This is a genomic window from Bradyrhizobium sp. P5_C12 (assembly GCF_054049735.1).
This window is the reverse complement of the sequence record NZ_JBFULU010000008.1, coordinates 1-22,975: the sequence shown is the minus strand read 5'-3', so window position 1 is coordinate 22,975 and position 22,975 is coordinate 1. Positions and strand designations below refer to the sequence as shown.

The following is a 22,975-nucleotide window of genomic DNA, read 5'->3' as shown; positions in this document are numbered from 1 at the left end:
CCGAAACGTGCAGAGGGTGTTGAGAACTACTCTACACCAAACCGCAAAAATCTCAAGACCGGTAGCCCGGAAGCTCGCGGTCCAGCTTGCGCAGCAGCGGCGGCCACACCAGGTTGGTGGCGCGCAACTCGGCGCGGTCGCGGTTGGCGAGCAGCTCGGTGTTCTTGTCGATCGCGACGTCGTCGACGGGGTAGACCGGCGTGCCCAGCGCGCGCGTGCGCACCTGCATCGAGCAGGCGCGCTCGAGGTGATACATGCGCTCGAAGGCGGAGGCGACCGAGCGGCCGACCGTCAGCGTGCCATGGTTGCGCAGCAGCATGTGATTGTGGTCGCCGAGGTCCTTCTGGAGCCGCGGCCGCTCGTCATGGTCGAGCGCGATGCCTTCATAGTCGTGATAGGCGAGGTCGTGGGTGACGAGCTGGGCGGTCTGGTTCAGCGGCAACAGGCCTTCGGCGCTGCTCGACACCGCGGTGCCGTCGAGGGTGTGGAGATGCAGCACGCAGATCGCGTCCTCGCGCACCTCGTGGATCGCCGAATGGATGGTGAAGCCGGCCGGGTTGATGCTGTACTCGCTCTCGGAGAGCTGGTTGCCGTGCAAATCGACCTTGACGAGGCTCGACGCCGTGATCTCGTCGAACATCAGCCCGTAGGGGTTGATGAGGAAGTGATGGTCCGGTCCGGGCACGCGCGCGGAGATGTGGGTGTCGACCAGATCGTCCCAGCCGTACAGCGCGACCAGACGATAGCAGGCGGCGAGATTGACCCGTTGCTGCCACTCCGCCTCCGTCATGTTCGACGGCACTTCTTTCAGGCGCGCTTCCGCTGGCGACATGGCAAATCTCTCCGAACATCGTTGTTGCGGGGAGGGAGCCTAGTCTTGCCGCGGGCTGGCGGCAAGGCGCACAAAGCGCGGCAGTCAAGCGTAGCCCGCATGAGCGAGACGATATGCGGAGGGCGAGGTTCCGGATTTCAGAACCATCCGACGGTGGCCGGAGTGATGTTTCGTCTCCGCGGCCGCCCGATCGGATAACGATATTACGGCGCCGGGATCGACAGCAGGCTGGAAATGCTGCGGCCGCGGATGTCGTAGACGCGGGCGAACACCACGTCGTCGCGCTTGATCTCGACCATGACCGGCGCGGTGAGGCCCTTGCAGTAGAACTCGCCGAGCGTCATCGCGAAATCGGCCGCATTGGAATCCCAGCCGATGGTGAAGTCGGGCCCGAGCGCGACCTGGGCAGGTCGCTGCGGGCCGCACACCGCGACCTTCCATTTGCGGTTGCCCGGCGCCACTTCCTGCCGCTCGACGATCTGCTCGCGCAGTTCGTCCGAGGCCTGCTTCAGCGCAAGGCCCCAATAGTCCAGCATGAAGCGGTCGTCGGCGCCGCGCACGGTGCCGGCGATGTGGTTGAAATGCGTGTACTGATAGGGATGCAGCCGGATCATCTCGGCGAGCGACAGCGCCAGCCCGAAGCAGAAGGTGGCGAGCACGACGGGCTGCCAGGTGCGGTGGTTGGTGCGCAGGCGCTCCATGGCCCAGCCGAAGGCGACGCCACCGAGCACCGCCATCGGCGGGATCACGAAGACGAAATGGCGGATGCCGTTGTACAGCGCCGGCCGCTTCACCATCGCGATCGCGAGCGGCAGGGTCGCCGCCAGCGTCAGCATCAACAGGACGGTCTTGCGGCGGGCCGGAACCTCGCGGCGCGGCAGCATGGCGAAGGTGCTGACGACGGCGCCGCCCATCAGCACCAGCATCACCTCGGGCAGTTGCAGCGCGAACAGCGTCGGCAGATAGGACCAGGGCATGTCGGGCACGGACACGATCGCGCCGTCGAACATTTCCTTCCAGGGTTTTTCGAAGAAGTGCGAGAAGTAGGTCAGCGCCTCGAAGGGATTGCCGGGCTCCATGATCGACCACGGCCAGATCAGGCCCATCACGAGATAGCCGAACACGAGGCCGGGGAGCAGGATGTAGACGACATGGGCGAAGCGGCGGGCTGCCTCGCGGACGCCTTCGGTGCGCAGCTCCTCCAGGAACAACGGCATGAAGCCGATCATGGCGTAGACCAGCGCGAGGCCGCCGAGGACGCGGCAGCCGAGCGAGAGGCCGGCACCCAGGCCGACGATCAGGATCGTGCGCGGCGACGGCTGCGGATATTCTTCGGCCAGACGTACGAGGCCCAGCATCAGGATGATCATGGCCACCGCGAAGGGCGCGTCCTTCGGGTTCATGAACATGTGGCCGTAGAAGATCGGGCAGAGCGCGAGCAGCAGGAGTGAGGCAAGACCGGCAAGCGGTCCGCCAATGCGGCGGCCGAGCCGCCACGTCACCGCAAGCCCGATCACACCGACGATGGCGCCGAGCAGACGCCGCGTCTCGAACAGCTCGAGCGGAATGACCTTGTGCAGGAGGGCCGCGACCATGTCGAAGCCGCCGCCGTACATATAGAGGTTGGCGAAGGAGAGCGCCGCGGTGTCCTTGAAGCCGGAACCGAACATGCGCAGCAGCAGGTCGGCATATTCAGCGTGCGTGTAATCGTCCCAGCCGAGCCCGTAGTCGCGGAAGGTCAGGCCGGCGGTGACGGCGACCGCGGCCAGCACCAGCATGGCGAGATCGTCGCAAGTCCGTTCAACCGAGCGCCGGAGAGGCGTGTCGATCGCCGAAGTCGTGATGGATGTCATGGCTATTGGTGACCCGGAATCCCCTCTCGGCCCTGCCGGTGCGCGCGGGCCTCTACCCCGGACTCCCTATAGCGCAGTTCCATTACCAAGTAATTGGGCATTATGGCTAAATTCCTGATGCGACGCAGCAAATCCAGGCAACTCGAAGCCTGTTAAGAGTAACGAGCCGTAGCTGAAGGGAATGTGAATAAGTCTCTGATTTCCTTCCCTTTAGGAACGGCGTGGGCAATTGGTCGTTGGCGAGGAACGCAGGAAGACGGTATCTTGGCGTGACGGTGTCGCGCATGGGTGCGCGGCCGGGGGTGAGTTCGATGACCTTGGCATTGCTGATCGCTGGGATAGTCGCCGTTGTGGCGGGCCTCCTTGCGGTCTTATTCGGCTACACCGTCAGGGATTTCAGCCTCGGCAGTACCCTCATAATCGCCGGCACGATCGGCGTCTGCTCCGGAATGTTACTGGTCGGCCTCCACGTGGTGGTGCTGGAGCTGAGGGGCATTGCGCGCCGGCTGGCCGGTTCAACCGCTCCATCGGACGTTCGGGTCAGGCCGGTGCTGCCGGGTCTGGCGATGCCTGGCGCGGCCGCGCCCGACTTGGCGGTGCCTGCTCCTGCGGTGAAGGCCGAGCCGCCGGCTGCGCCAGCGTCCGCCGCGCCACCGCCGTGGCTGGGTGAGGCGGCCGCTCGCGAGCGCCCGCGGCTCGAGGAGCCGCCGGAAGCGCCTCCGCCGGCAGCGGAAGCCCCGCGCCGGCGCAACCTGCTGTTCGCCTCGACCTCCCGCAAGGAGCGCGAGCGTGCACAGGCGAAGGCCCCCGATGGCCCGCCGCCGCACGACGAGCCTGCCGCGCCGGACGTCCCGCCGGCGAGCTTCGATGATGCCTGGCCGAAGCCGGACCGTGCGCGGCCATCGGAGCCGCCGGCCGCGCCGCGGCGTCCGCCGCCGCGCACGCCGTCGACCTTCGAGACCGCCGCGCCTCAGCCTGAGCCTGAGCCGCCGCCGGCCGAGCAGCCGCAGGTCACCGTGCTCAAATCCGGTATCGTCGACGGCATGGCCTATTCGCTCTATTCCGACGGCTCGATCGAGGCGCAGATGCCGGAGGGCATGATGCGCTTCGCCTCGATCGACGAGCTGCGCGCCCACCTCGACCAGCGGTCCTGAGCGGCCCGCGGGTCAAGTAAATCGCCGTCTTCCCGTCACCCCGTCAGTAATCAGTCCATATTGGTCAGTCGTCACATTTCAGCCGAACGTATTGTTGACACGGAATACTTTGGCGTCGTCAATCCCGTGCGAGAGACGCAGGGCGGAGAAAGGTCGGGTCCATGTCGGATGCCGGGGCTAAGAATTTCATCGAGCTGACCGCGAACATCGTGTCGGCCTATCTCAGCAGCAATCCGACGCCGGCCGCCGAGATCCCGAACCTGATCAGCCAGGTGCACGGCGCATTGGTGCGGGTCTCGTCGGGCCGCAACGAGACGGCGCCGCTCGAGCCCGCGAAACCGGCGGTGTCGCTGAAGAAGTCGATCGCGCCGGACTATCTGGTGTGTCTGGAGGACGGCAAGCGCTTCAAGTCGCTGAAGCGCCATCTGCGCACCCAGTACAACATGACCCCGGAGCAATATCGCGAGAAATGGGGCCTGCCGGCCGACTATCCCATGGTCGCGCCGAACTATGCGGTGGCGCGCTCGCAACTGGCGAAGAAGATGGGGCTGGGACAGCAGCAGCGGAAGCGGAAGTAGAGCCGGGTCCCGGATTTCGTAGGGTGGGCAAAGGCGCGCAGCGCCGTGCCCACCAGCTTTCGTCGATCTCGCTCGGAATGGTGGGCACGCTCCGCTTTGCCCACCCTACGAAGCTCCTTACGAGGCGTCCGCGAGCGCCTCTTTCGCATCGGCCTTGATGCGGTTGACCATCGAGCGCAGCCCGTTGGAGCGCTGCGGCGTCAGATGGTCGCGAAAGCCGAACTCGTTGAACACGGCGATGGCGTCGGTCGCGAGAATCTCCTGCGGCGTACGGCCCGAATAGAGCGAGAGCACGATCGCGACCAGCCCGCGCACGATATGCGCGTCGCTGTCGCCAAGATATTTCAGGCGCGGTGCGCCGCCGCTGCGGTCGACGTGCTTGGCGAGCCAGACCTGGCTGACGCAGCCCTGCACCTTGTTGGCGGCGGAGTGCTCCGCCTCGGGCAGCGGTTCCAGGGTGCGGCCGAGCTCGATGACGTACCGGTAGCGGTCGTCCCACTCGTCCAGAAGCTCGAAATTGTCTCTGATTTCGTCGATCGTCGTCATGCTGGCCTGTGTTCCCGTTCAGGCCAATATAGGGATGCATGCGCGTGAAATCGATAGGGTTTGAGCCCTAATTCGCTGGGCTCGGCCCGCGCCATTCCAGCGCGAGGTCGTCCTGGGACAGGGTATCGCGCGGCATCTCGCTCGATGCGGCATCGCCTTCGCCGGCCAGCGCGATCGAACCGGTATGGTCGGGCGCCTTCTTGTCGTTCTTGTCGCTCTTGTCGATCTTGTCGTTGGTGATGTGCTCTTTCTTGTCGTTGATGATCTGGTAGATCTTCCGCGCTCCGTCCTGCGCGCGCTGGCCGATGATGGTCGCGGCCTGTCCGCCGACCTCGCAGGCCGCCGGCTGGCGCTTGCAGAACTGGGTCATGTCGGAGACGGCCGCGGTCGCAGCCTGCACCGCATCGGCAGCGCCGATCTGCGGCAACTTCTCCGATTCGGGTGTCTTGTCCCGCGGCAGGAGCACCAGCACCAGCCCGAGCCAGAATGTGATGCGGAGCAGAAAGCGCATCTTGCGACCTGTGTGTTAGATCCCGCCACGGCGATGCCCGCGAGGCGTCCGACCTAGCAACTCTGGATAAATCGCAAGTGATTGCCTTGAGCTTAATTCGCGGAAAATTTGCGCGAAATTGTTTGCTGCTGACGGCCTGGTAAATTTTCGATTGACGCGCGCGCCCGTGATCTTCCGGCTTGCAAAATCCACCAATTCGAAACCATGAGGCCGGCCGCGAAACCCTGTGTTCACCATCCCCGCGGAAGACGTCGCAAAATCGTCTAAAAATCTCCGCGATGACACGGTGTGCGGCGGCAGGCGGGGCCGCCTTAGCACTCGTTTAAGGTCGCTCTGACACGGTGGCTCAACGATAAGGAGGCGTTCCGGCGCGTCTTCTCGACGATTGAGCCGAAGCGCGAGACCCGTGACAGTTTTGAGTATCATCCGCGATTGTCTCGATGCGCTGCTGCATCCCTCCGCGCGTTACGATGCGCTGACGCGGGCGCGCCATCGTGCCTTCATGGCGCCGAGGCTGCTGGGCAGCCTGGCCGCCTTCGCTGCATTTCCCGTCTATCTCGCCATGCGCGGCGCGCCGAGCGCGATCGAGGTCGCCGCCTTCGCGTGGCTGATCGCGCCAATTCTGCTGTCCTGGTTCCTGTCGCGCACCGGCCGCTACGAAGGCGCTCACGTGCTGTCGTCGCTGGCGCTCGCCGGCCTGATCATGTCGATCGCGGCCACGACCGGCGGCATCGAATCATTTGCCGCGATCTGGCTGGTGGTGGTTCCCCTCGAAGCCGCGCTGTCGGCCTCGCGCCGCGTCGCGGCCTTCGCCTCGCTGCTGGCGCTGTCCTGCGCGGGGATCCTGATTCTCGTCAGTCAGTTCGGCTGGCTGCCGCCCGCAGATGCGAGCGCCGCGGAACGCGGCGTGCTGATGGCGTTTGGCGTCGCCTCGGCAACGCTCTACGCCGCGGGTCTCGCCTTCGGCGCGGAATCGCTCGCGCGCACCAGCGTCGCGCTGCTGTCGCGCGAGGAGGACCGCTACCGCCTGCTGGCGCGCAACATGAGCGACGTCATTTCACGGCATCAGCGCAACGGCGCGGTGCAATTCATCTCGCCCGCGGTCGAGGCCTTGCTCGGCATGCCCGTTGCGCGGCTGCTCGGCCACGGCCTGTTCGACCGCGTCCATGTCGCCGATCGCCCGGCCTATCTCACGGCGCTCTCGGATGCCGCGCGCGGCGACGTCCGCAGCGTCGAGTTCCGGCTGCGGCGGGAGAGGGCCGGCCTCGAGCGCGGCCAAGCCGATATTCACGTCGACTTCATCTGGGTCGAGATGCGCTGCCGGCCGCTCGAGCTGGATCCGGGTCGCAAGAATCCTGACCGCAATCTTGACCGCCAGAATCTTGACCGTCACGATCTTGACCGTCCTGTCGCGCGCGAGGTCGACGTCGTCGCCGTGATGCGCGACGTCACCGATCGCAAGCTTGGGGAGCAGGCGCTGGATCAGGCGCGCAGCGCCGCGGAAGCGGCCGACGCCGCCAAGACCCGGTTCCTCGCCACCATGAGCCACGAGCTGCGCACGCCGCTCAACGCCATCATCGGCTTCTCCGAGATGATCGCACAGGAGCAGACGCTGATGCTGGGCGCGGCCCAGCGCAAGGAATACGCCCAGCTCATCAACGATTCCGGCCAGCATCTGCTGTCGGTGGTCAACGGCATCCTCGACATGTCCAAGATGGAATCGGGCAATTTCGAGATTGCGTCGGAGCCGTTCGCGCCCCGCTCATCGCTCTTGCACTGCTGCAACCTGCTTGCGCTGAAGGCGCGGGAGAACGGCATCGATCTGGTCACCGATGCGCCGCAGGATTTGCCGGTGATGACCGGCGATCCGCGCGCCTTCAAGCAGATCGTGCTCAATCTCGTCGCCAACGCCATCAAGTTCACCGAGCGCGGCGGTCAAGTCTCCGTTGCCGCCGTGGCGTCGGGATCGCAGCTCACGCTGCACGTCAGCGACACCGGCGTCGGCATCGCGCCCGACGATCTCAAGCGCATCGGCGCGCCGTTCTTCCAGGCCGGCAAGACCTATCAGCGTCGTCACGAAGGCACCGGCCTCGGACTTTCGATCGTGAAGAGCCTGGTGGCATTGCATCTCGGTGAATTGACGGTACAAAGCAGGCTCGGCGAGGGCACCGCCGTCACCGTCAAGCTGCCGCTCGTCTACACGCCGCCGCAGGCCAAGACGCTCGATAAAAAGGCGCCCGAGAGCAATATCGCGACGCTGACGCCGGTGCTGCGCCAGGACACTCAGGATCAACTTCAAGGTCAACCTCAGGACCAACCTGCTTTGGTGAAGAAAAGTGCCTAGAAAGTCTGCAAAGAACGACGCTGCTCCGCGCCGCCGTGGCGCCAAGGCCGCGGTCGTGGACATCGAGACCGAACGCAATCTGGCGATGCGCGTTCTGCTTTACAGTCCCAAGGACACGCTGGCCGGGCTGGTCGCGGTCGCCGCCATCGGTGCCATCGTCGCCAATGCGCTGTTCCTCCAGACCGGCCGGCATCCGGCGCCGATGTTCGGCACCGTGATCAATCTTCCGATGCCGTCGTCCGTTCCGCAGGCCAATCCCTTGCCGCGCGCGCGCCCCGTCGGTGCCGATACGTCGCCGCTCGAGCCGAAGGCGACCGAGTTCCGCGTCGAGCCCAAGCCTGCCGAGAGAGCGGCCGAGAAGCCGCCCGAGAAGCCCGTCGAGGCCACCGCGTCGACGTCGCGCGCGGGCGATCCCATGACCAATTTGGTCAAGGCCACGACGTCGCCCTCCGTTGCCGTCGCGCGTCCGCCGGCGCCGATTCCGGTGCCGCAGAGCCCGGCCGCGCGGCGCATCGCCGGCGTGCAGCGCGCGCTGTCCGAATATGGCTATGGCCAGCTGAAGGTCACGGGCACGATGAGCGGCGAGACCCAGTCCGCGATCCAGAAGTTCGAGCGCGAGCACAAGATGCAGGTCACCGGCCAGGTGTCCGATCGCCTGCTGCGCGAGCTCGGCGCCGCGATCGGCCATCCCGTCGAATAATCGCTGGGCTTGCGCCAAGGCTGGTGCTCGAAGGCTGGTGCTGATTGCGGCACTGGCCTATCGTGCGATTCATGCGGTTGAAATCAAACATATGGGTCGCGGCTTACTTGCGCCGGTGCCAGACCGAGGGCGTGTTCGGCGCGGTGCGCCGTCGCGGCGCCGAGGAGGCAGGTGCGGTGTTCGTGAAAGTCGCCCTCCTCGACGGCAATGCGATGCTGTATGTGCCGGCGCCGCAGACCGTCTATGACGACGGCCGGCCGGTCGATCGCTTCTTCGTGCCGGCCGCGCTGCAACCGATGCCGGAGCCTGCGGTCGAGGAGCGCCTGACCAAGGAAATTCGCTTCGATCCCGATGCCTGGATCGTCGAGACCGAGGACCGCGCGGGCCGGCATTTTCTCGAACTGGCGAAGACCTGACCAGGGGGTGGCTCGTTGCGGAAGTTTCTTGAGAATTCGCTTCCGCCGGCACCATTCGCTTTGGTTTAGACATCCATTCGGGGCGCTCTTTCTCAGGCTTATCCGCAAGGGGCCGCACGACCTGGTAGTTGCGGAAGGTCCGCAGGTTGGCTAAGTTCTACTTTACGAAGAGTCTCCGTGCTCATTCGTCCTATCGCGCGACTGGCGAGCTAACGTGGAATCGACCACGGTGAAGCGCGAAGGGTTCCAACGCCGATCGCCTGGGCAACCAAACTGCTGGAAAACAGCGTGTTGAGGAGCCCGAGCATGCCGTCATTTCGCAATGAGCTGTCCGCCAACGATCAAGAGATCGCCGCCGCCCTTGTGGGGGAGGAGCGCCGTCAACAGGACGGCGTCGAACTGATTCCGTCCGAGAATTACACCTACCCGGAGGTGCTTGAACTGCTCGGATCTGTCTTCACCAATAAATATTCCGAGGGATATCCGGGACGCAGATACTACGGCGGCCAGCAGTATACGGACGAAATTGAGAACCTCGCGCGCCGGCGGGCCTGCTCGCTTTTTCGTGCCGAGCACGCCAACGTTCAGCCTCTTTCCGGATCACCGATGAACCAGGCCGTCTATCTCGGCCTATTAAATCCCGGCGACACCATTCTCGCGATGGACCTGTCCCACGGCGGTCATCTCACCCACGGCGCGCCGGTGTCCCACATGGGGCGCTTGTTCAACTTCATTCGCTACAAGACCGCCCCGTCAAGCGGCGGCGCGATAGACTTCAACGAATTGCGCGCGATTGCGCGTGAAGCGCGTCCGAAGATGGTGTTGTGCGGCTACAGCTCCTATCCGCGCGACCTGGACTATGCGGCATTCAAGAGTATTGCCGATGAAGTTGGCGCGCTCACGATGGCTGACGTGAGCCACTATGGCGGATTGGTTGCCGCCAATGTCATGCGCAATCCGCTTGATGCCGGCTTCGACGTCATGACGACGACATCTCACAAGACACTGCGCGGCCCCCGTGGGGGGATCATCCTGTGCCGGAAGGAAAATGCCGGTCGGATCGATGCTTCCGTCTTTCCCGGTTTACAGGGCGGACCTCACATGAACGTGGTGGCCGGGATCGCCGTGACGCTCAAGCAGGCGGCGACCGCGGATTTCCAGGTTTACGCGCGGCAGGTCTTGCGCAACGCGAAGGTTCTTGCCGGTGCGCTGATGGAGCGAGGGATGAAGCTGGTCACGGACGGGACGGACAATCACATGATGGTCGTCGATACGGTGGCATCCGTCGGACTGGACGGGCGAGCAGCCGAGGACGTGCTCGATGCCATAGCCATCACCACCAACAAGCAAGTTATTCCGGACGATCCGCGCCCGCCGCTGAGGCCGAGCGGTATTCGCCTTGGGACACCGGCGGCGACCACGCGTGGCATGGGAGAATCCGAAATGCGTCGTATCGGCGAGCTCATTGCGGCGGCTCTGCAGGCGAACGGAGACGATATGGTCGTCGCGCGCCTCAGGTCAGAGTGCGTCGAGATGTGCCGGGCTTTTCCTGTTCCAGGCGTGGTGCCTGGCTCCGGGCCGAACTGATCGGCTGCACGCCAGCAACCGCAACTTCAGTCCGCGTCCTAGCGGTCCGATCCGTCGGTGCCCGTCCGCACCGCAGGCGCGGAGCCGGGCTGCACGCCTGGCCGCGTCTGGCTTGCACTGGAACGCGCGCGCTGACGTTCGCTGTCATGCAGCGTCGGCTGGTACTTCGCGCGTGTGACGGCGAGCGTCGAGCCGCGCCAGGCCGCCAGCATCACCAGTGCGGAGCGGTCGGCGAGGCGGTCATAGAGCCGCGACAGCCGGTAGACCGCGTCCACGGACGTGCCGATCTCCGGCTTGAAGAACAACAGGATGCGCTGGAAGTTCGGACTCGGCATGTCGAGCGCGCGCGCGGCAACCGCCAGCGCTTCGCCGCCGGGATCGTCGACGATCTCGGCTGCGACGCGCGAGGACAGGATCAGGCTGTCGCCGAGCTCGAAGGTGAAATTCTCGGCGTCGCCCGCGATCGCCGCCATCTCCAGGATCTGGATCGCGCGCTTGGCGCGCACGGTCGGAATCCGCGGCGCGGCCTTCAGCGGGGTCTCCGCCAGATTGTGCAGGATCAGCGCGCGCTGGGACGCATCGGCGCCGAAGAACATGTCGTGGATCTCGGCCGCGTCCTTCGGCTGCATCGCCATGCTCGCGGCCATGCGCAATTCCGCGTCGGTCGGCGTGCGAGCCGGCGAGGGGGCGGACGCGCGTGCGGGTATTTCGCGTGCGAGCGGAACCCTGCGGCCATCCTGGGTCGCGACCAACCCGAGTTTCTGCAGGACCGGGACCGGCGTCTGCGGGTAAATCGCCAGCTTCGCCTTGACGGAGGCGCGCGTCGCATCGTCGACCTGGTCGATCAGCCGCGTCGCAAGCTCGATAAACTGACGTTGTTCGTCATCGCTATGGACGCGCGTCTGGACATAGAGGTCGGTCAGCACGCGCAGCAGCGTCGGACGAACATCGACGCCCTCGCGACGGGAGAGGGTCATCAGCCCGTCGAATCCGGGAAACAGCGACTTGGTCATTGAGGCGTACGCAACTCGGAAGAGACTGGTGCCGCAGCCTATCGCAGGTTCGTTTAAAGCCTCGTTAAGGAAAACGAGACGTGAAGCCCAACGCGTCATTTCAGCCGTTGTCGTGCCGCAACGGGACGGCCCGCGCACGCCCCGTGCGGTTACGGTCCGCCCCGCCTGTTTACACCCCGTTAACCATGAACTGATCTTAATGATCCCATGTTGCACGAGCGCGTTTGGTCGCGCGGCAATAGAAGAGAGCTGACATGGGGACCATCATTGAATTTCCGGCCGGTCGCCGGGTGGGCTCGTCGGGGGACGTCGCTCCGCGCGCGGGAATGGGAACGATCCTGATCCTTCCCGTGATCCGTATCGAACGCGAGGCGGACGAAACCAGCGGCGATCGTGGGCCGGAAGCGGGCACAGCGCCGGGGCGCCGTCGTCGCCGCCGCTGACGTCCGGCTTCTTGCAATGCCGGACCCCATCCGCCAGATCCGACCTTTCGTATCGGCCATCGTGCTCGCGCTGCTAGGCGCGACACTCGCTGCCTGTAGCGGCGGCGATTTCGGCCGCACCCGCGCCGACATGCGCAGCGACGACATGCATCGCTGGCTGGGCGCTGAAGTCACCTCCAGCGTCGGCCTGAAACCGTCGCAATTCCAGCTCACCGACGAAGAGCGTCAGCTTCGCGACCTCGCTTATCCCCTGATCGAGCCGCCGCTGTCGCGCCCCGCATGGAAGAGCGTGTTCGGCGACTACAAGGCGCTGCCGTCGCCCTGGCGCCAGACAATCGTGTTCGACCGCACCATGTACGGACGCACGCTGATCGACGAGCCGCATCGCTCGCATTCCTCGCGCTATGCGCAGCTGATCGAGGACGTGCGCAACGACATCACCCGCTTCGAGCCGTTCTTTGCCTCCGCGATCCGCGTCATCGACCTCGACAGGAAGCGCAATGCCAGCATGGCGCGCGTCTCCGAGCTCTCGCCGAGGGAGAAGGCCGATGCGATCGAGCGCATGCAGGAGAACTCGCTGATCGTGCAGTGGGTGCAGCAATGCCTGGAGCAGCGCGTCTCGTCCTATCGCTGGGCGCTGGAGCGGCTGGTGATCCAGGCGCCCGACGGCATGGCCGCCGACGCCGACCGCCTGATCGGCGAGCTCGCGGCCCAGACCGCCAACCCGCCAGTTCAAGCGCAGCCGCCCTACGGCCGCGCGGTCATCTCGAAGGGCTGACGCATGCCCTTGGCTTCCATCACCTACGTGCCCTTGTAGCCGAGCCGCCTTCGCAACCGTGGAATCGCGAAGTCCAGGAAGGCGCGCAACTTCAACGGCACCTGGCGCTGGCTCGGATAGATCAGGCTGACGGGCATGGGAGGCGGGTCGTAAGCGCTCAACAGCTTCACCAGAGTTCGTGCCTTCAACTCATCATCGATGAGGTACGACAGGACCCGCGCAATTCCGGCACCGGCGATCGCAGCGGCCACCGCTGCCTCGCCAAGGTTGACTGCGAGCCGACACGGGGCCTGGATCGTCTGTACGGCTTCTCCGGTCAAGAACTTCCAATCGGACGACGTGGCGTGCGCCGACTGAACCACGCAATCATGCGCAACGAGATCGGCGGGCCGTTTCGGCGTGCCACGTTTCTTCAGATAGGCGGGACTGGCGCACAGGACGAGGCTGATTGCCCCGACCCGCGTGCTGATCGTGCTGCTGTCCGGTAGCTCCCCGATGCGCACGGCAAGGTCGACATGCTCCTCGACAAGGTTGACGTATCGATCGGTGAGCTGCATCCGCATCCGGATGTCCGGGAAGACGCGTTGAAACTCCACGACAATCGGCAAGAGATGGCTGCGGCCAAGCACCGAGGGCGCGGTGATGATCAGCTCGCCCTGAGGCGCGTGGTATTCCCCAGACGCCGTACGTTCGGCTTCCGCGATCTCCTCCACGATCCGCCGGCATGAGGCGACATAGCTGCGCCCAATGTCGGTCAGCACGAGCTTGCGGCCGCCCCGGTGGAGCAGGCGAACGTTCAGGTGCTCCTCCAGGTCCGAGACCCTTCGGCTGACCGTCGCAAGAGGGATGCGCAGGTGACGGCTCGCGGCCGAAAGGCTGCCGGTGTCAGCCGCGGCCACCAGGATCGCCATGGCTTCCAGTCGATCCATAAGCCTTCCATATTTGAAAGTTGTGTTCCCATCTTAGTCGGTATCACTCAGATCTGGAAGGCATTAGATCAACGCAAGCGCAACGTGCAGGCAGAGAGCAAAGCCATGAAAGCGATCCAGTATCAGTCCTACGGAGACTACAGCCAAAATCGCCTGGTCGAGCTCCCGCGCCCCGAAGCTCGCGCCGGCGAGGTCATCGTCCAGATGCATACGGTCGGCATCAACCCTTTGGACAACACATTCCGCTCGGGTCACTACTATGCGGCGACGCCGCAAAACCTGCCCCGAATCGGCGGTCAGACGGGCGTGGGCACGGTTGTCCAGGGCAAGAGCGACGGCTTCAATGTCGGCGATCGCGTGTTCGTCAGAGGGCCCGGCTTCGGCATCACGGCCGACGGCACCTGGCGTGAGTTCGTGGCCGCGCCCGCTGCGGGCCTCTCACACATTCCCGACAATGTCGATGACGATCACGCCGCGGCCTATCTGGCGGGGGCGGGATATCTGACGGGCTATCTGGCGCTGACGGAACTCGCAAAATTCAGGCCGGGGCAAACGGTGCTGGCGCCCGCCATTGGCGGCGCGGTCGGGATGGAAACGGTGCAGGTCGCGCGCCGCCTCGGCGCGTCCCTGACGATCTCTACCGCCGGCAATACGCAAAAAGCCGAACGGGCGCGCGCGGCTGGCTACGAGCATGTCATTGATCTCTCCAGGGAGAGCCTCAAGGAAGGCGTGCTTCGCATGACGGAGGGCAAGGGCGTGGACGTTGTCGTGGATGGGGTGAGCGGCAACCTGACCGCCGACGCGCTATCCTCGCTTGCCTTTGGCGGCACGGTCGTGATCGCCGGTTACGCCGGAGGACGCGAGGCGAAGGTCGACGTGACGGACGTGATCTGGAAGGCCGCGACCATCCGTGGATTCACGTTCAGACTTTTCACTTCGCAAACGGTCGCTGCCGCCAGCGCCGAGCTTCTGCAATACCTGAAGGAGGGGACGCTGCAGCCCACGATCGGCAAGGTATTCCCCATGTCCGAGGCGGCCGAAGCCGTCCGCTTCCTGATTGAGGATCGGCCGTTCGGTCGCGTGCTCATGCACGCGCAGCGCTGACACGCGCGCCGCGTCCGCGCCGGGACGTTTTACGGGCATCAGGGCGCGATCGGCTTCCGCTACGCCGCTGCTTCTGCAGCTTCCCGACGAAATCCTTCAGCGCGTCCGCCAGCGGCACTGATGCGCGATAGGCGAGGCCGACCTCGCGCCTGACTTTGACCTCGATCTCGCGCACGGCGACGTCCGGATTGCCGCGCGCCWCGCCTTCCGGGACGATGGCGATGCCGATTCCGGCCGCGACCAGCGCCATCGCCCAATCCTCCGATTGCGCGATCGCGGCGGGCTGGCGGCGTTGCGCATTGCGGCCGAAGAACTCGCTTTGCTCGCAATGGCAGCGGTCGATCAGGGCCGCGCCGGCGAGATCGGCGGCGCGAAGCTTGTCCTTGAGCGTCAGCGGATGCGACGGCGGCAGCGCCGCGACATAGCGCTCGCTCCACAGCGCGACGAAATGCTCGTCGCTGCGCAGCATGGTCTTGGAGATGATCCGCGCATCGGCGCGCTCGTCGTGGCCGACCAGGCGGAGCGCGATGTCCGCGCGCGCCGTCAGCGGCTTCAGCAGCGCGATCGTTCTGGGCACGTCGAGCGTGCGCATCAGGCCGAGCGTCAGCGTGGCCTTCGTGCTCGGCTTCCTGAACAGGCTGCGCGCGGCATCGGCCTCGTCGATGATGCGGCGGGCAACGGCGTGAAACTGCTCGGCCGAGGCGGTCGGCGCGACGCCCTTCTTGTGGCGGATGAACAGCGTGGTGCCGAGCTCGGCCTCCAGATGGGTGATCGCGGTGGAGATCGACGGCTGCGACACGAAGCATGCGCGCGCCGCCGCGGTCAAATTGCGCGCGCGGTAGACGGCGGAGAAGTAGCGAAGCTCGCGGATGTCCATAGGATCGGCCTAGAGATATCATCAATATTCGATATTTTACCTATGGATTGAAGGATGACAAGAACGCCCTGGTCACAAACGGCGAGGTCTTCCGTGAAAATCCATCATCTCAACACCGGCACGATGTGCCCGATCGGCCGCCGCCTGGTGAACGGCACCGGCGGCCTGTTCCAGCGGGCCCGCATGGTCTGCCATTGCCTGCTGATCGAGACCAATGACGGGCTCGCCCTGGTCGATACCGGCATCGGGCTTGGCGATATCGCAGCGCCCGAACGACTGGGACGGCGATGGCTGCGGCAGACCGCGCCAAGGCTCGATCCGTCGGAGACGGCGGTGCAGCAGGTGAAGGCGCTCGGCTATTCGCCCACGGATGTGCGCCACGTGCTGCTGACCCATCTCGACCGCGACCACGCCGGTGGCGTGCCTGACTTTCCCCACGCCGCGATCCACGTGCACCGCGTCGAATACGACATGGCGGTGCTGCGCAAGCCCGCGCCGCCCGAAGGGCGCTACGTCACCGGGCAGTGGAGCCACGGACCGGGCTGGACGTTCTATGATGAGGCCGGCGAGGACTGGTTCGGCTTCAAGGGCGTACGCGCGCTGGGCGACCGGGAAGGCGACATCCTGATGATCCCGCTCGCGGGCCACACGCTCGGCCATTGCGGCATTGCGGTGCGCATCGGCGACACATGGCTGCTGCATGCCGGCGACAGCTATTTCCATCATGCCCAGCTCGATCCGTCCCCGCGCATGCCGCTGGTGCTCGGCTATTTCCAGCGCCGGGCCGACATGGACCGGAAGCTACGGATCGCCAACCAGGCGCGGCTGCGCGCGCTGAAGCTCGGCCATGGCGACCGCGTCACCATCTTCAACAGCCATGATCCCGTCGATTACGAGAACTGCCGGTGCGGCCGGCATTAGGATGTGATGATTGGGTTCGACCAGGCGCCTCGGTCTTGCCCAAGCGGCCTATCGGGCGCTCGCCGGTGACGTACGCGACGGCAGCCGAAGCCGACGCGGCCGGTGAATACCGCATTTCGACAACAGCCGCTTGGTTTTCGTCCCGCTTCGCCGCACACTGGCGCAGGAGATCGAAGTCTCTTGCGGATATCGAATGGTCCAGATCAGACGTCGCGCCGGGCGAATGGGAGCCCGCCAAATCTACGACACGCTGAAGGACCAGATCATGGCGCGGGTGTACGGCGTCGACGGCCTGCTGCCGTCGTCCCGCGCCCTCGCCGGCGAACTGGGCGTCTCGCGCACGACCGTGACGGTGGCCTACGAGCAGCTCGCGGCGGAAGGTTTTATCGAGATCCGCCATGGCGCGCGGCCGCGCGTTGCCCGTGCCGTCGTCGAGAGAGGACGCGTCCGCGCCGCATCCAGGCCCTCGGCGCGCAATCTGCGGCTTTCGAAATTCGGCGAGCGACTGCGACAAGACCCGCCTCGCTGGATCGAACCGGCGCGCGGCCTGCTTGCAAACTTCAGATACGGCGACCTGTCGCCGTCGGACTTCCCGATACTCGCGTGGAAGAAGGCCATGGTCGCCGCGTTGAACCGTCGGACCGAGCGCATGGCCTATGAGGATCCTTGCGGATCGCCGAGGCTCCGCAGGGCGCTCCAGGGCTATCTCTGGCGCTCGAGGAGCGTGCGATGCGATGTCGACCAGATCGTCGTCGTGAACGGATCGCAGCAAGGGCTCGATATTTGCGCGCGGCTGCTGCTCAGCGCCGGCGACCGCTTCGTCATGGAGGATCCGGGCTACCTGATGGCGAGGTTCGCCTTCTCGGCCACCGGTGCCGTCGCGGTGCCGATTGCGGTCGACAGAGACGGTCTGGAAACGGCGCGCCTTGCGACGGTCGAAGCCCGGCTCGCTTACGTGACGCCGTCGCATCAATATCCGCTGGGTGGCGTCTTGCCGATAGGACGCCGGCAACAGCTGCTGGCATGGGCGGCCCGGGCCGACGCCGTCGTGATCGAAGACGATTACGACAGTGAGTATCGATACGACACCAAGCCGGTCCCGCCTCTTCATGCGCTGGAAGGCAGCGGCAACGTCATCTATCTCGGCACGGTATCCAAGACGTTGTCGCCGACGTTGAGGATCGGCTATTTGGTGGTGCCCCCCGGGCTGCGACCCTTGTTCAGCGCGGCCAAGCAGATCATGGATCGGCACACGCCCCGGGCTGAACAGGAGGCGCTCGCCACGATGCTGGAGAGCGGCGCCTACGACAGCCATGTCAGGCGGGTCCGCAGGCGCAATGCTGAACGCCGGCAGGCGCTGCTCGATGCCTTGCGCCACTGGTTCGGCGATCGGATCCGGATCGACGGCGCGGATGCCGGCTTGCACGTCGTGGCGTGGTTTCGCGATCTGGCCTTGGAATACGAAGCAGCGCTGATGGAGGCAGCCCGGTCGAAAGGCGTGGGCGTCTACCCCGTCTCGGCGCTGTTCGACCGGCGCGGGCAGGGGCGCCGCCGCCGTCCGGAGGTCGTCGGTTTCGTCATGGGCTTCGCGGCGCTGGACGTGCGGCAGATCGAGCGGGGCTGCAAGCTTCTCGCTCAAGCCGTCGACGAAATCGCCCCCCGGCGACATCGGAAACTGGACCAGAATAAAGTTTGAGAACTGGCAGTTTTGTGTATGCCAGATTCCAGCTATCTCCGAACCAGGAACGGAGAGAAGCGATGTATATACCCCCCGCCTTCAAGGACGACGACGTCGATAGCATCCGGGCGATCATCCGCGACGCCCGGCTCGCCAATCTCGTGACGGCCACCGCCGAAGGCCCCGTGGCGACGCCATTGCCGCTCTTCCTCGACGAGACGGAGGGCGAGCACGGAACGCTGTATGGGCATCTGGCAAAGGCCAACCCGCAATGGCGTCTGCCCCCGGTCGGAGAAGCTCTGGCGATTTTCGCGGGGCCGGAGGCCTACGTGACGCCGTCCTGGTATGCGACCAAGCAGGAAACCGGAAAGGTGGTGCCGACCTGGAATTACATCGCCGTACACGCCTACGGTCCGGTCGAGTTCTTTCAGGAGCCCGAGCGGCTGCTCGACGCGGTAACGCGCCTCACCAACAAGCACGAAGGATCGCGCGCGAAGCCATGGGCCGTCACTGATGCTCCCGCTGATTTCATCGCAGCGCAGTTGCGGGGAATCGTGGGCATCCGCATTCCGGTCGTGCGGTTCGAGGGCAAACGCAAGATGAGCCAGAACCGTCCCGAAGCCGATCGCGTCGGCGTCGCGGCGGGGCTTGCGGCAAGTGAAAATCCGCAGGACCGGCAAGTCGCTCCTTTGATCCAGGTCCCGGTGTGAAGCGTCTTTGGGCCTGAGGACTTGGGGGCGCGGGCGATGCGAGCTATCGGGCTTCGACCACCTCGCCGTCCTCCTTCACGAACCGGCCGACGGGATCGTTCAGGAGATCGATGACGGCCTCGGAGGGCCGGCACAATCGCGTGCCCTTTGGGGTGACCACGATCGGACGGTTGATGAGGATGGGATGCGCCATCATGAAGTCGAGCAATTCATCGTCCGTCCATTTGGGGTCGTCCAGCCCGAGCTCCTTGTACGGCGTACCCTTCTCGCGCAGCAAGGCGCGGACCGGGATTCCCATCGCCGCGGTCAGTTGCTTGAGCGTTTCGCGCGACGGCGGCGTCTTGAGGTATTCAATGACGACAGGCTCAGCGCCGCTCTGCCGGATCATGGCGAGCGTGTTGCGCGAGGTTCCGCAAGCTGGATTGTGGTAGATCGTGACGGTCATCTCTGTGTCTCCGCGATTGGAACGGGGCCACGCATATCGGTGCGCCCGAGCAGCCAGTTCATCAGCAGCATGCCGGCGATGGCCCCGCAGAGCTCGGCGAGAATGAATCCGGGCAGGTCACCAGGACGAATGCCCGCAAAGGTGTTTGTCAGGGACCTTGCGATTGCGACCGCCGGATTGGCGAACGATGTCGAGGCGGTGAACCAGTAGGCCGCCGTAATGTAAAGGCCGACCAGCCATGGGACGGCCGTCCTCTGAAAGCGGATGCCGGCGAGGATCGTCGCAACCAGCCCGAAGGCAGCGACGGCTTCGGCGAACCATTGTGGTCCTCCGGTCCGGACCTTCGTCGAGAGGTCGAGCAGCGGCAGCCCGAACATCAGATGCGCGGCCATTGTTCCCGCGATGCCGCCGGCGATCTGGGCGATGATGTAAAGCGCGGCCTCATTCGACGGCAGCTCGCGCTTGCCGGCGAAGACCAGCGTGACCGCCGGATTGAAATGCGCGCCGGAGATCGGACCGAGCACGGTGATCAGGACAACCAGAATGGCCCCGGTCGGCAAGGTGTTGCAGAGCAGCGCAAGCGCCACGTCCCTGGTCAGCGTTTCGGCCATGATGCCGGAGCCTACAACGGTGGCGACGAGAAGACCTGTGCCGAGCGCTTCGGCGGCCAGGCGCCGCGAGAGGTCGAAATTGTCCATCAGCGGCTTCGCTCCTTTCGCTTTGGAGAGCAGCAGGCTTGAAGACTTTCGACGACCGGCTCGCAGACCTCCGGTCGCCCGCCACAGCAATCCCGCAGCAGGAAAACCGCGACGTCCCGGAATTCGGCGAGGTTGGCGCGGTAGACGATCGAACGGCTGTGCCGCTCCGAGGTCACCAGCTGCGCGCGCGTCAGGATCGACAGATGGGCCGAAAGCGTATTCTGCGGGACTTCCAGCTGGCGTGCGAGGTCGCCGGCGGCAAGGCCATCGGGCTCGTGCCTGACCAGCGTCCGGAACGCCTCCAGACGGGTCGATTGGGACAGCGCGGCGAGCGCCAGGACGGCTTCTTCAGCTTCCATATATCCAGATTTATAGAAATGAAAGCCGGGCGTCAATCGGATTTCCGAACTTGGCCGCGTTGCGCGAATGACTAGAATGCGCGTGTCTTGCGATCGCGGAAGCCGGCCAATGCAAACGCAGTCGATTATTACCTGTCCAGCCTGTCGGTACACGTCAGCCGAAACCATGCCGACTGATGCCTGCCAGTTCTTCTACGATTGCAGGGGGTGCGGGACCAGGCTCAAGCCCAAAAGCGGCGACTGCTGCGTCTATTGTTCGTACGGATCGGTCCCTTGTCCGCCGATCCAGCAGAACGGCAGGTGTTGCTAGAGCCAGCGTCAGCCGGCGGTGGCTCGCTCCCCGTATTTCCAATATTCTAGAAATACGGTTGACAGAGAGATCCGAACGGGAGCATCCTGGTGTCATGAAGATCGGCGACGCAGCAGCACGCCTGGAAGCCTTAGGCAATCGGACACGGCTTCAGATCTACCGGGCCCTGGTTCGCGCCGGCCGATCGGGCATGCCCGTCGGCCGCCTGCAGGACAAGCTGAAGATCCCGCCATCGACGCTGTCGCACCACATCAAGTCTCTGGTCGCTGTCGGGCTCGTCAGTCAGGTCCGCGAATCCACGACCCTGGTCTGCCATGCGAACTACGATTCGATGCAGGGCCTGGTCGATTTCCTGGTGTCGGAGTGCTGCGCGGACGAAGCCGAGTGCAAGGATGCCAAGACGGCAGCCTGATTTTTTCGGCCGAATTATTCGATGATTCTAGAATGATGGGAGTAACGAGATGAGCGACGGCAAGACAGTTGCCATCATCGGGGCGGGGCCTGTCGGCCTGGCTGCAGCCGCGCATGTGCTCGAACGCGGCATGTCGCCCGTTGTGCTGGAGGCCGGGCGAGAGGCCGGGCACGCGGTGCGCCGGTGGCAGCACGTCCAACTGTTCTCGCCCTGGGAGTACAATGTCGACAAGGCCGCGGTGCGCCTGCTCGCGCCGACGGGATGGAATTCGCCGGACCCTCAATCCTATCCGACCGGCGGCGAACTGCTCGAGCGATACCTGACGCCGCTCGCGACGCGAACGCCGCTGCGCGAGGCGATCTGGACGTCGAGCCGGGTCTCGGCGATCAGTCGCGTCGGCTTCGACAAGGCGAAGACCAAGGGGCGGGAGCAGGCGCCTTTCGAAATCCGTTATCAGAACGGCAAGGGCCCCGAAGTGCTGCGCGCCGACGCCGTGATCGATACGTCCGGCACATGGTTCTCGCCCAATCCGGCCGGCCGCAACGGCTTGCCGGCGATCGGCGAGCCCGAGTGCACCGAGCACATCGCATACGGCATGCCGGATGTGCGCGGTGGCGATCGTGCGAGATATGCCGGGAAGACCGTTGCTGTCCTCGGCGCCGGCCACTCCGCCGTGGGCACGCTGATCGATCTCGTGCATCTCGCCGACGAGGTGCCGGGTACGCAGCCCGTCTGGCTGTTGCGCGGCGCCGATCCCGCCAAGGCTTTTGGCGGCGGCCGTAATGATAAGCTCGCTGCACGCGGTGAACTCGGCAGCGCCTTCGCCGCGCTGGTTGCTTCCGGGAGGATCAGGGTAGAGACCGAATTCGGCGTCACGCATCTGTCGGAATTCGAAGGCCGCCTCAAGATCGCTTCCGGCTCCTGTTGCGGTGCGCGCAGCGTGGTCGCGGACGAACTGATCGTGTCGACAGGCTTTCGTCCCGACTTTTCGTTCCTGTCAGAACTGCGCCTGCGGCTCGATCCGGCGATCGAGGCGCCATTGGCTCTCGCGCCGCTCATCGACCCCAACGAGCACAGCTGCGGGACGGTGCGCCCGCACGGCGCGCGCGAGCTCGCGCATGATGAGGCAGGTTTTTACATGGCCGGCATGAAGTCGTACGGCCGCGCTCCGACCTTCCTCATGATGACGGGTTATGAGCAGGTCCGCTCGATTGCGGCTGATATCGCCGGCGACAAGGAGGCCGCGGCAAGAGTCGAGCTGGTGCTGCCGGAGACCGGCGTCTGCACGCGCGGTGGCGTCGAGAGCGCCGAAGCCGCATCGGGATGTTGCGGGGGGCCGGCGAAGGAAGATGTGTCGGCCTGCTGCGCTGCCGATGAAACGGCCAAGAAGGCTGGCGCTGCGGGGTGCGGTTGTTCATGACGCGAGTCCCTGCGGGCCACGCTGGAGGTCCGCTCGCCGTTGTATTGGCGCTCGGCACCGCACAGACCGTTGCGTGGGCGTCGAGCTCCTATCTCCCCGCCATTCTCGCCGCACCGATCGCGCGCGATCTTGATCTTGCGCCGGAGCGTGGGGCACCGGCGCCGCGCTCGACATGGCTGCTCGGGGCGCGGGCGACGTGGAGCAACTCGGGCTTGGGCGTGTAACTCATAAACGTCAGCTTACCAACGCAAAACGGAAGTCTCCCACCTTGAACATGTTCGGCGGCTTGTGACCCGCAGCGGAAGTGCATTGATCTAGATCAACCCAGAGCTGTTCCGTTCCGCCCATCTGTGCCTC

25 protein-coding genes, 1 pseudogene and 1 riboswitch are annotated in these 22,975 nt (G+C 65.1%); of the genes and pseudogenes, 16 read left to right on the top strand and 10 right to left on the bottom strand.

What is annotated here, in order from left to right; genetic code table 11:
* Positions 1–52: 52 nt before the first annotated feature.
* Positions 53–832: a class II aldolase/adducin family protein gene (locus ACXJMY_RS09730; protein WP_211382902.1), complete on the bottom strand. Its 780-nt coding sequence runs from the start codon at positions 830–832 to the stop codon at positions 53–55.
* A 203-nt stretch (positions 833–1,035) separates the two neighbouring features.
* The gene (locus tag ACXJMY_RS09725; RefSeq protein ID WP_456619104.1) at positions 1,036–2,685 is read right to left on the bottom strand and encodes a glycosyltransferase family 39 protein; all 1,650 of its coding nucleotides are present in this window, start codon (positions 2,683–2,685) and stop codon (positions 1,036–1,038) included.
* Positions 2,686–2,996: 311 nt separating this feature from the next.
* Here ACXJMY_RS09725 and ACXJMY_RS09720 point away from each other — a divergent pair, with 311 nt between their 5' ends.
* Together ACXJMY_RS09720 and ACXJMY_RS09715 are read left to right on the top strand one after the other, a co-directional pair.
* Positions 2,997–3,839, top strand: coding sequence for a DUF308 domain-containing protein (locus tag ACXJMY_RS09720; RefSeq protein WP_456619103.1), 843 nt, complete (start codon positions 2,997–2,999; stop codon positions 3,837–3,839).
* 161 nt (positions 3,840–4,000) lie between these two features.
* Positions 4,001–4,417, top strand: a complete 417-nt coding sequence (locus ACXJMY_RS09715; protein ID WP_456619102.1) for a MucR family transcriptional regulator — start codon at positions 4,001–4,003, stop codon at positions 4,415–4,417.
* Positions 4,418–4,534: 117 nt separating this feature from the next.
* On the opposite strand, the gene ACXJMY_RS09710 is transcribed toward ACXJMY_RS09715, so the two are convergent.
* On the bottom strand, positions 4,535–4,963 hold the full coding sequence (locus ACXJMY_RS09710; RefSeq protein WP_456619101.1) for a SufE family protein: 429 nt from the start codon (positions 4,961–4,963) through the stop codon (positions 4,535–4,537).
* Between the two features lie 67 nt (positions 4,964–5,030).
* Positions 5,031–5,474, bottom strand: coding sequence for a DUF5330 domain-containing protein (locus tag ACXJMY_RS09705; RefSeq protein ID WP_456619100.1), 444 nt, complete (start codon positions 5,472–5,474; stop codon positions 5,031–5,033).
* A 406-nt stretch (positions 5,475–5,880) separates the two neighbouring features.
* Between ACXJMY_RS09705 and ACXJMY_RS09700 the strand changes: the two genes are divergently transcribed.
* From ACXJMY_RS09700 to ACXJMY_RS09685, 4 genes are all read left to right on the top strand, one after another.
* Positions 5,881–7,818, top strand: a complete 1,938-nt coding sequence (locus ACXJMY_RS09700) for a PAS domain-containing sensor histidine kinase (RefSeq protein ID WP_456619099.1) — start codon at positions 5,881–5,883, stop codon at positions 7,816–7,818.
* Positions 7,811–8,518, top strand: coding sequence for a peptidoglycan-binding protein (locus ACXJMY_RS09695; protein WP_456619098.1), 708 nt, complete (start codon positions 7,811–7,813; stop codon positions 8,516–8,518). Before ACXJMY_RS09700 ends, ACXJMY_RS09695 begins: the two co-directional genes overlap by 8 nt.
* 71 nt (positions 8,519–8,589) lie before the next feature.
* Entirely contained in the window at positions 8,590–8,934 is a 345-nt protein-coding gene (locus ACXJMY_RS09690) for a DUF1491 family protein (protein ID WP_456619097.1), read from the top strand.
* Between the two features lie 187 nt (positions 8,935–9,121).
* Positions 9,122–9,207, top strand: a riboswitch (ZMP/ZTP riboswitch).
* Positions 9,208–9,240: 33 nt separating this feature from the next.
* Complete coding sequence (locus tag ACXJMY_RS09685) at positions 9,241–10,521, top strand: serine hydroxymethyltransferase (protein WP_456619096.1); 1,281 nt, start codon at positions 9,241–9,243, stop codon at positions 10,519–10,521.
* A 38-nt stretch (positions 10,522–10,559) separates the two neighbouring features.
* On the opposite strand, the gene ACXJMY_RS09680 is transcribed toward ACXJMY_RS09685, so the two are convergent.
* Positions 10,560–11,534: a DUF2336 domain-containing protein gene (locus tag ACXJMY_RS09680; RefSeq protein WP_456619095.1), complete on the bottom strand. Its 975-nt coding sequence runs from the start codon at positions 11,532–11,534 to the stop codon at positions 10,560–10,562.
* A 254-nt stretch (positions 11,535–11,788) separates the two neighbouring features.
* Here ACXJMY_RS09680 and ACXJMY_RS09675 point away from each other — a divergent pair, with 254 nt between their 5' ends.
* On the top strand, positions 11,789–11,977 hold the full coding sequence (locus ACXJMY_RS09675) for a hypothetical protein (RefSeq protein ID WP_456619094.1): 189 nt from the start codon (positions 11,789–11,791) through the stop codon (positions 11,975–11,977).
* 16 nt (positions 11,978–11,993) lie between these two features.
* Positions 11,994–12,755, top strand: coding sequence for a hypothetical protein (locus tag ACXJMY_RS09670; protein ID WP_456619093.1), 762 nt, complete (start codon positions 11,994–11,996; stop codon positions 12,753–12,755).
* Positions 12,756–12,778: 23 nt separating this feature from the next.
* On the opposite strand, the gene ACXJMY_RS09665 is transcribed toward ACXJMY_RS09670, so the two are convergent.
* On the bottom strand, positions 12,779–13,684 hold the full coding sequence (locus ACXJMY_RS09665) for a LysR family transcriptional regulator (protein ID WP_456619092.1): 906 nt from the start codon (positions 13,682–13,684) through the stop codon (positions 12,779–12,781).
* A gap of 105 nt (positions 13,685–13,789) precedes the next feature.
* Here ACXJMY_RS09665 and ACXJMY_RS09660 point away from each other — a divergent pair, with 105 nt between their 5' ends.
* Complete coding sequence (locus tag ACXJMY_RS09660; RefSeq protein ID WP_456619091.1) at positions 13,790–14,788, top strand: quinone oxidoreductase family protein; 999 nt, start codon at positions 13,790–13,792, stop codon at positions 14,786–14,788.
* Here ACXJMY_RS09660 and ACXJMY_RS09655 read toward each other — a convergent pair.
* Positions 14,769–15,665, bottom strand: coding sequence for a LysR family transcriptional regulator (locus tag ACXJMY_RS09655; protein WP_456619090.1), 897 nt, complete (start codon positions 15,663–15,665; stop codon positions 14,769–14,771). The two genes, ACXJMY_RS09660 and ACXJMY_RS09655, sit on opposite strands and share 20 nt — an antisense overlap.
* Before the next feature lie 93 nt (positions 15,666–15,758).
* Between ACXJMY_RS09655 and ACXJMY_RS09650 the strand changes: the two genes are divergently transcribed.
* The 3 genes from ACXJMY_RS09650 to ACXJMY_RS09640 all read left to right on the top strand — a co-directional run bounded on the left by ACXJMY_RS09650 (position 15,759) and on the right by ACXJMY_RS09640 (position 18,974).
* On the top strand, positions 15,759–16,586 hold the full coding sequence (locus tag ACXJMY_RS09650) for an MBL fold metallo-hydrolase (RefSeq protein WP_456619089.1): 828 nt from the start codon (positions 15,759–15,761) through the stop codon (positions 16,584–16,586).
* A gap of 193 nt (positions 16,587–16,779) precedes the next feature.
* Positions 16,780–18,282, top strand: coding sequence for a MocR-like pyridoxine biosynthesis transcription factor PdxR (pdxR, locus tag ACXJMY_RS09645; RefSeq protein ID WP_456619088.1), 1,503 nt, complete (start codon positions 16,780–16,782; stop codon positions 18,280–18,282).
* 62 nt (positions 18,283–18,344) lie between these two features.
* Positions 18,345–18,974 carry an FMN-binding negative transcriptional regulator gene (locus tag ACXJMY_RS09640; RefSeq protein ID WP_456619295.1) on the top strand — a complete coding sequence of 210 codons (630 nt, stop codon included), beginning with the start codon at positions 18,345–18,347 and terminating at the stop codon, positions 18,972–18,974.
* A 43-nt stretch (positions 18,975–19,017) separates the two neighbouring features.
* On the opposite strand, the gene arsC is transcribed toward ACXJMY_RS09640, so the two are convergent.
* Genes arsC through ACXJMY_RS09625 form a run of 3 tightly spaced genes read right to left on the bottom strand, consistent with a single transcriptional unit; the run spans position 19,018 to position 20,476 of the window.
* A complete protein-coding gene (gene arsC / locus ACXJMY_RS09635; protein WP_456619087.1) occupies positions 19,018–19,419 on the bottom strand; it encodes an arsenate reductase (glutaredoxin) in 402 nt (133 codons plus the stop codon).
* The gene (locus ACXJMY_RS09630) at positions 19,416–20,117 is read right to left on the bottom strand and encodes an aquaporin (RefSeq protein WP_456619086.1); all 702 of its coding nucleotides are present in this window, start codon (positions 20,115–20,117) and stop codon (positions 19,416–19,418) included. The genes arsC and ACXJMY_RS09630 overlap by 4 nt, the downstream gene beginning before the upstream one ends.
* Entirely contained in the window at positions 20,117–20,476 is a 360-nt protein-coding gene (locus tag ACXJMY_RS09625) for an ArsR/SmtB family transcription factor (RefSeq protein WP_456619294.1), read from the bottom strand. Before ACXJMY_RS09625 ends, ACXJMY_RS09630 begins: the two co-directional genes overlap by 1 nt.
* 109 nt (positions 20,477–20,585) lie before the next feature.
* Here ACXJMY_RS09625 and ACXJMY_RS09620 point away from each other — a divergent pair, with 109 nt between their 5' ends.
* From ACXJMY_RS09620 to ACXJMY_RS09605, 4 genes and pseudogenes are all read left to right on the top strand, one after another.
* Positions 20,586–20,786: a GDCCVxC domain-containing (seleno)protein gene (locus ACXJMY_RS09620; protein WP_456619085.1), complete on the top strand. Its 201-nt coding sequence runs from the start codon at positions 20,586–20,588 to the stop codon at positions 20,784–20,786.
* Positions 20,787–20,880: 94 nt separating this feature from the next.
* On the top strand, positions 20,881–21,198 hold the full coding sequence (locus ACXJMY_RS09615; RefSeq protein WP_456619084.1) for an ArsR/SmtB family transcription factor: 318 nt from the start codon (positions 20,881–20,883) through the stop codon (positions 21,196–21,198).
* A 49-nt stretch (positions 21,199–21,247) separates the two neighbouring features.
* Positions 21,248–22,618, top strand: a complete 1,371-nt coding sequence (locus ACXJMY_RS09610; protein WP_456619083.1) for an NAD(P)-binding domain-containing protein — start codon at positions 21,248–21,250, stop codon at positions 22,616–22,618.
* Positions 22,615–22,758 (top strand): annotated as a pseudogene (locus ACXJMY_RS09605) (MFS transporter); the annotation flags it as partial. The gene ACXJMY_RS09610 and the pseudogene ACXJMY_RS09605, both read left to right, overlap by 4 nt.
* Between the last annotated feature and the right edge of the window lie 217 nt (positions 22,759–22,975).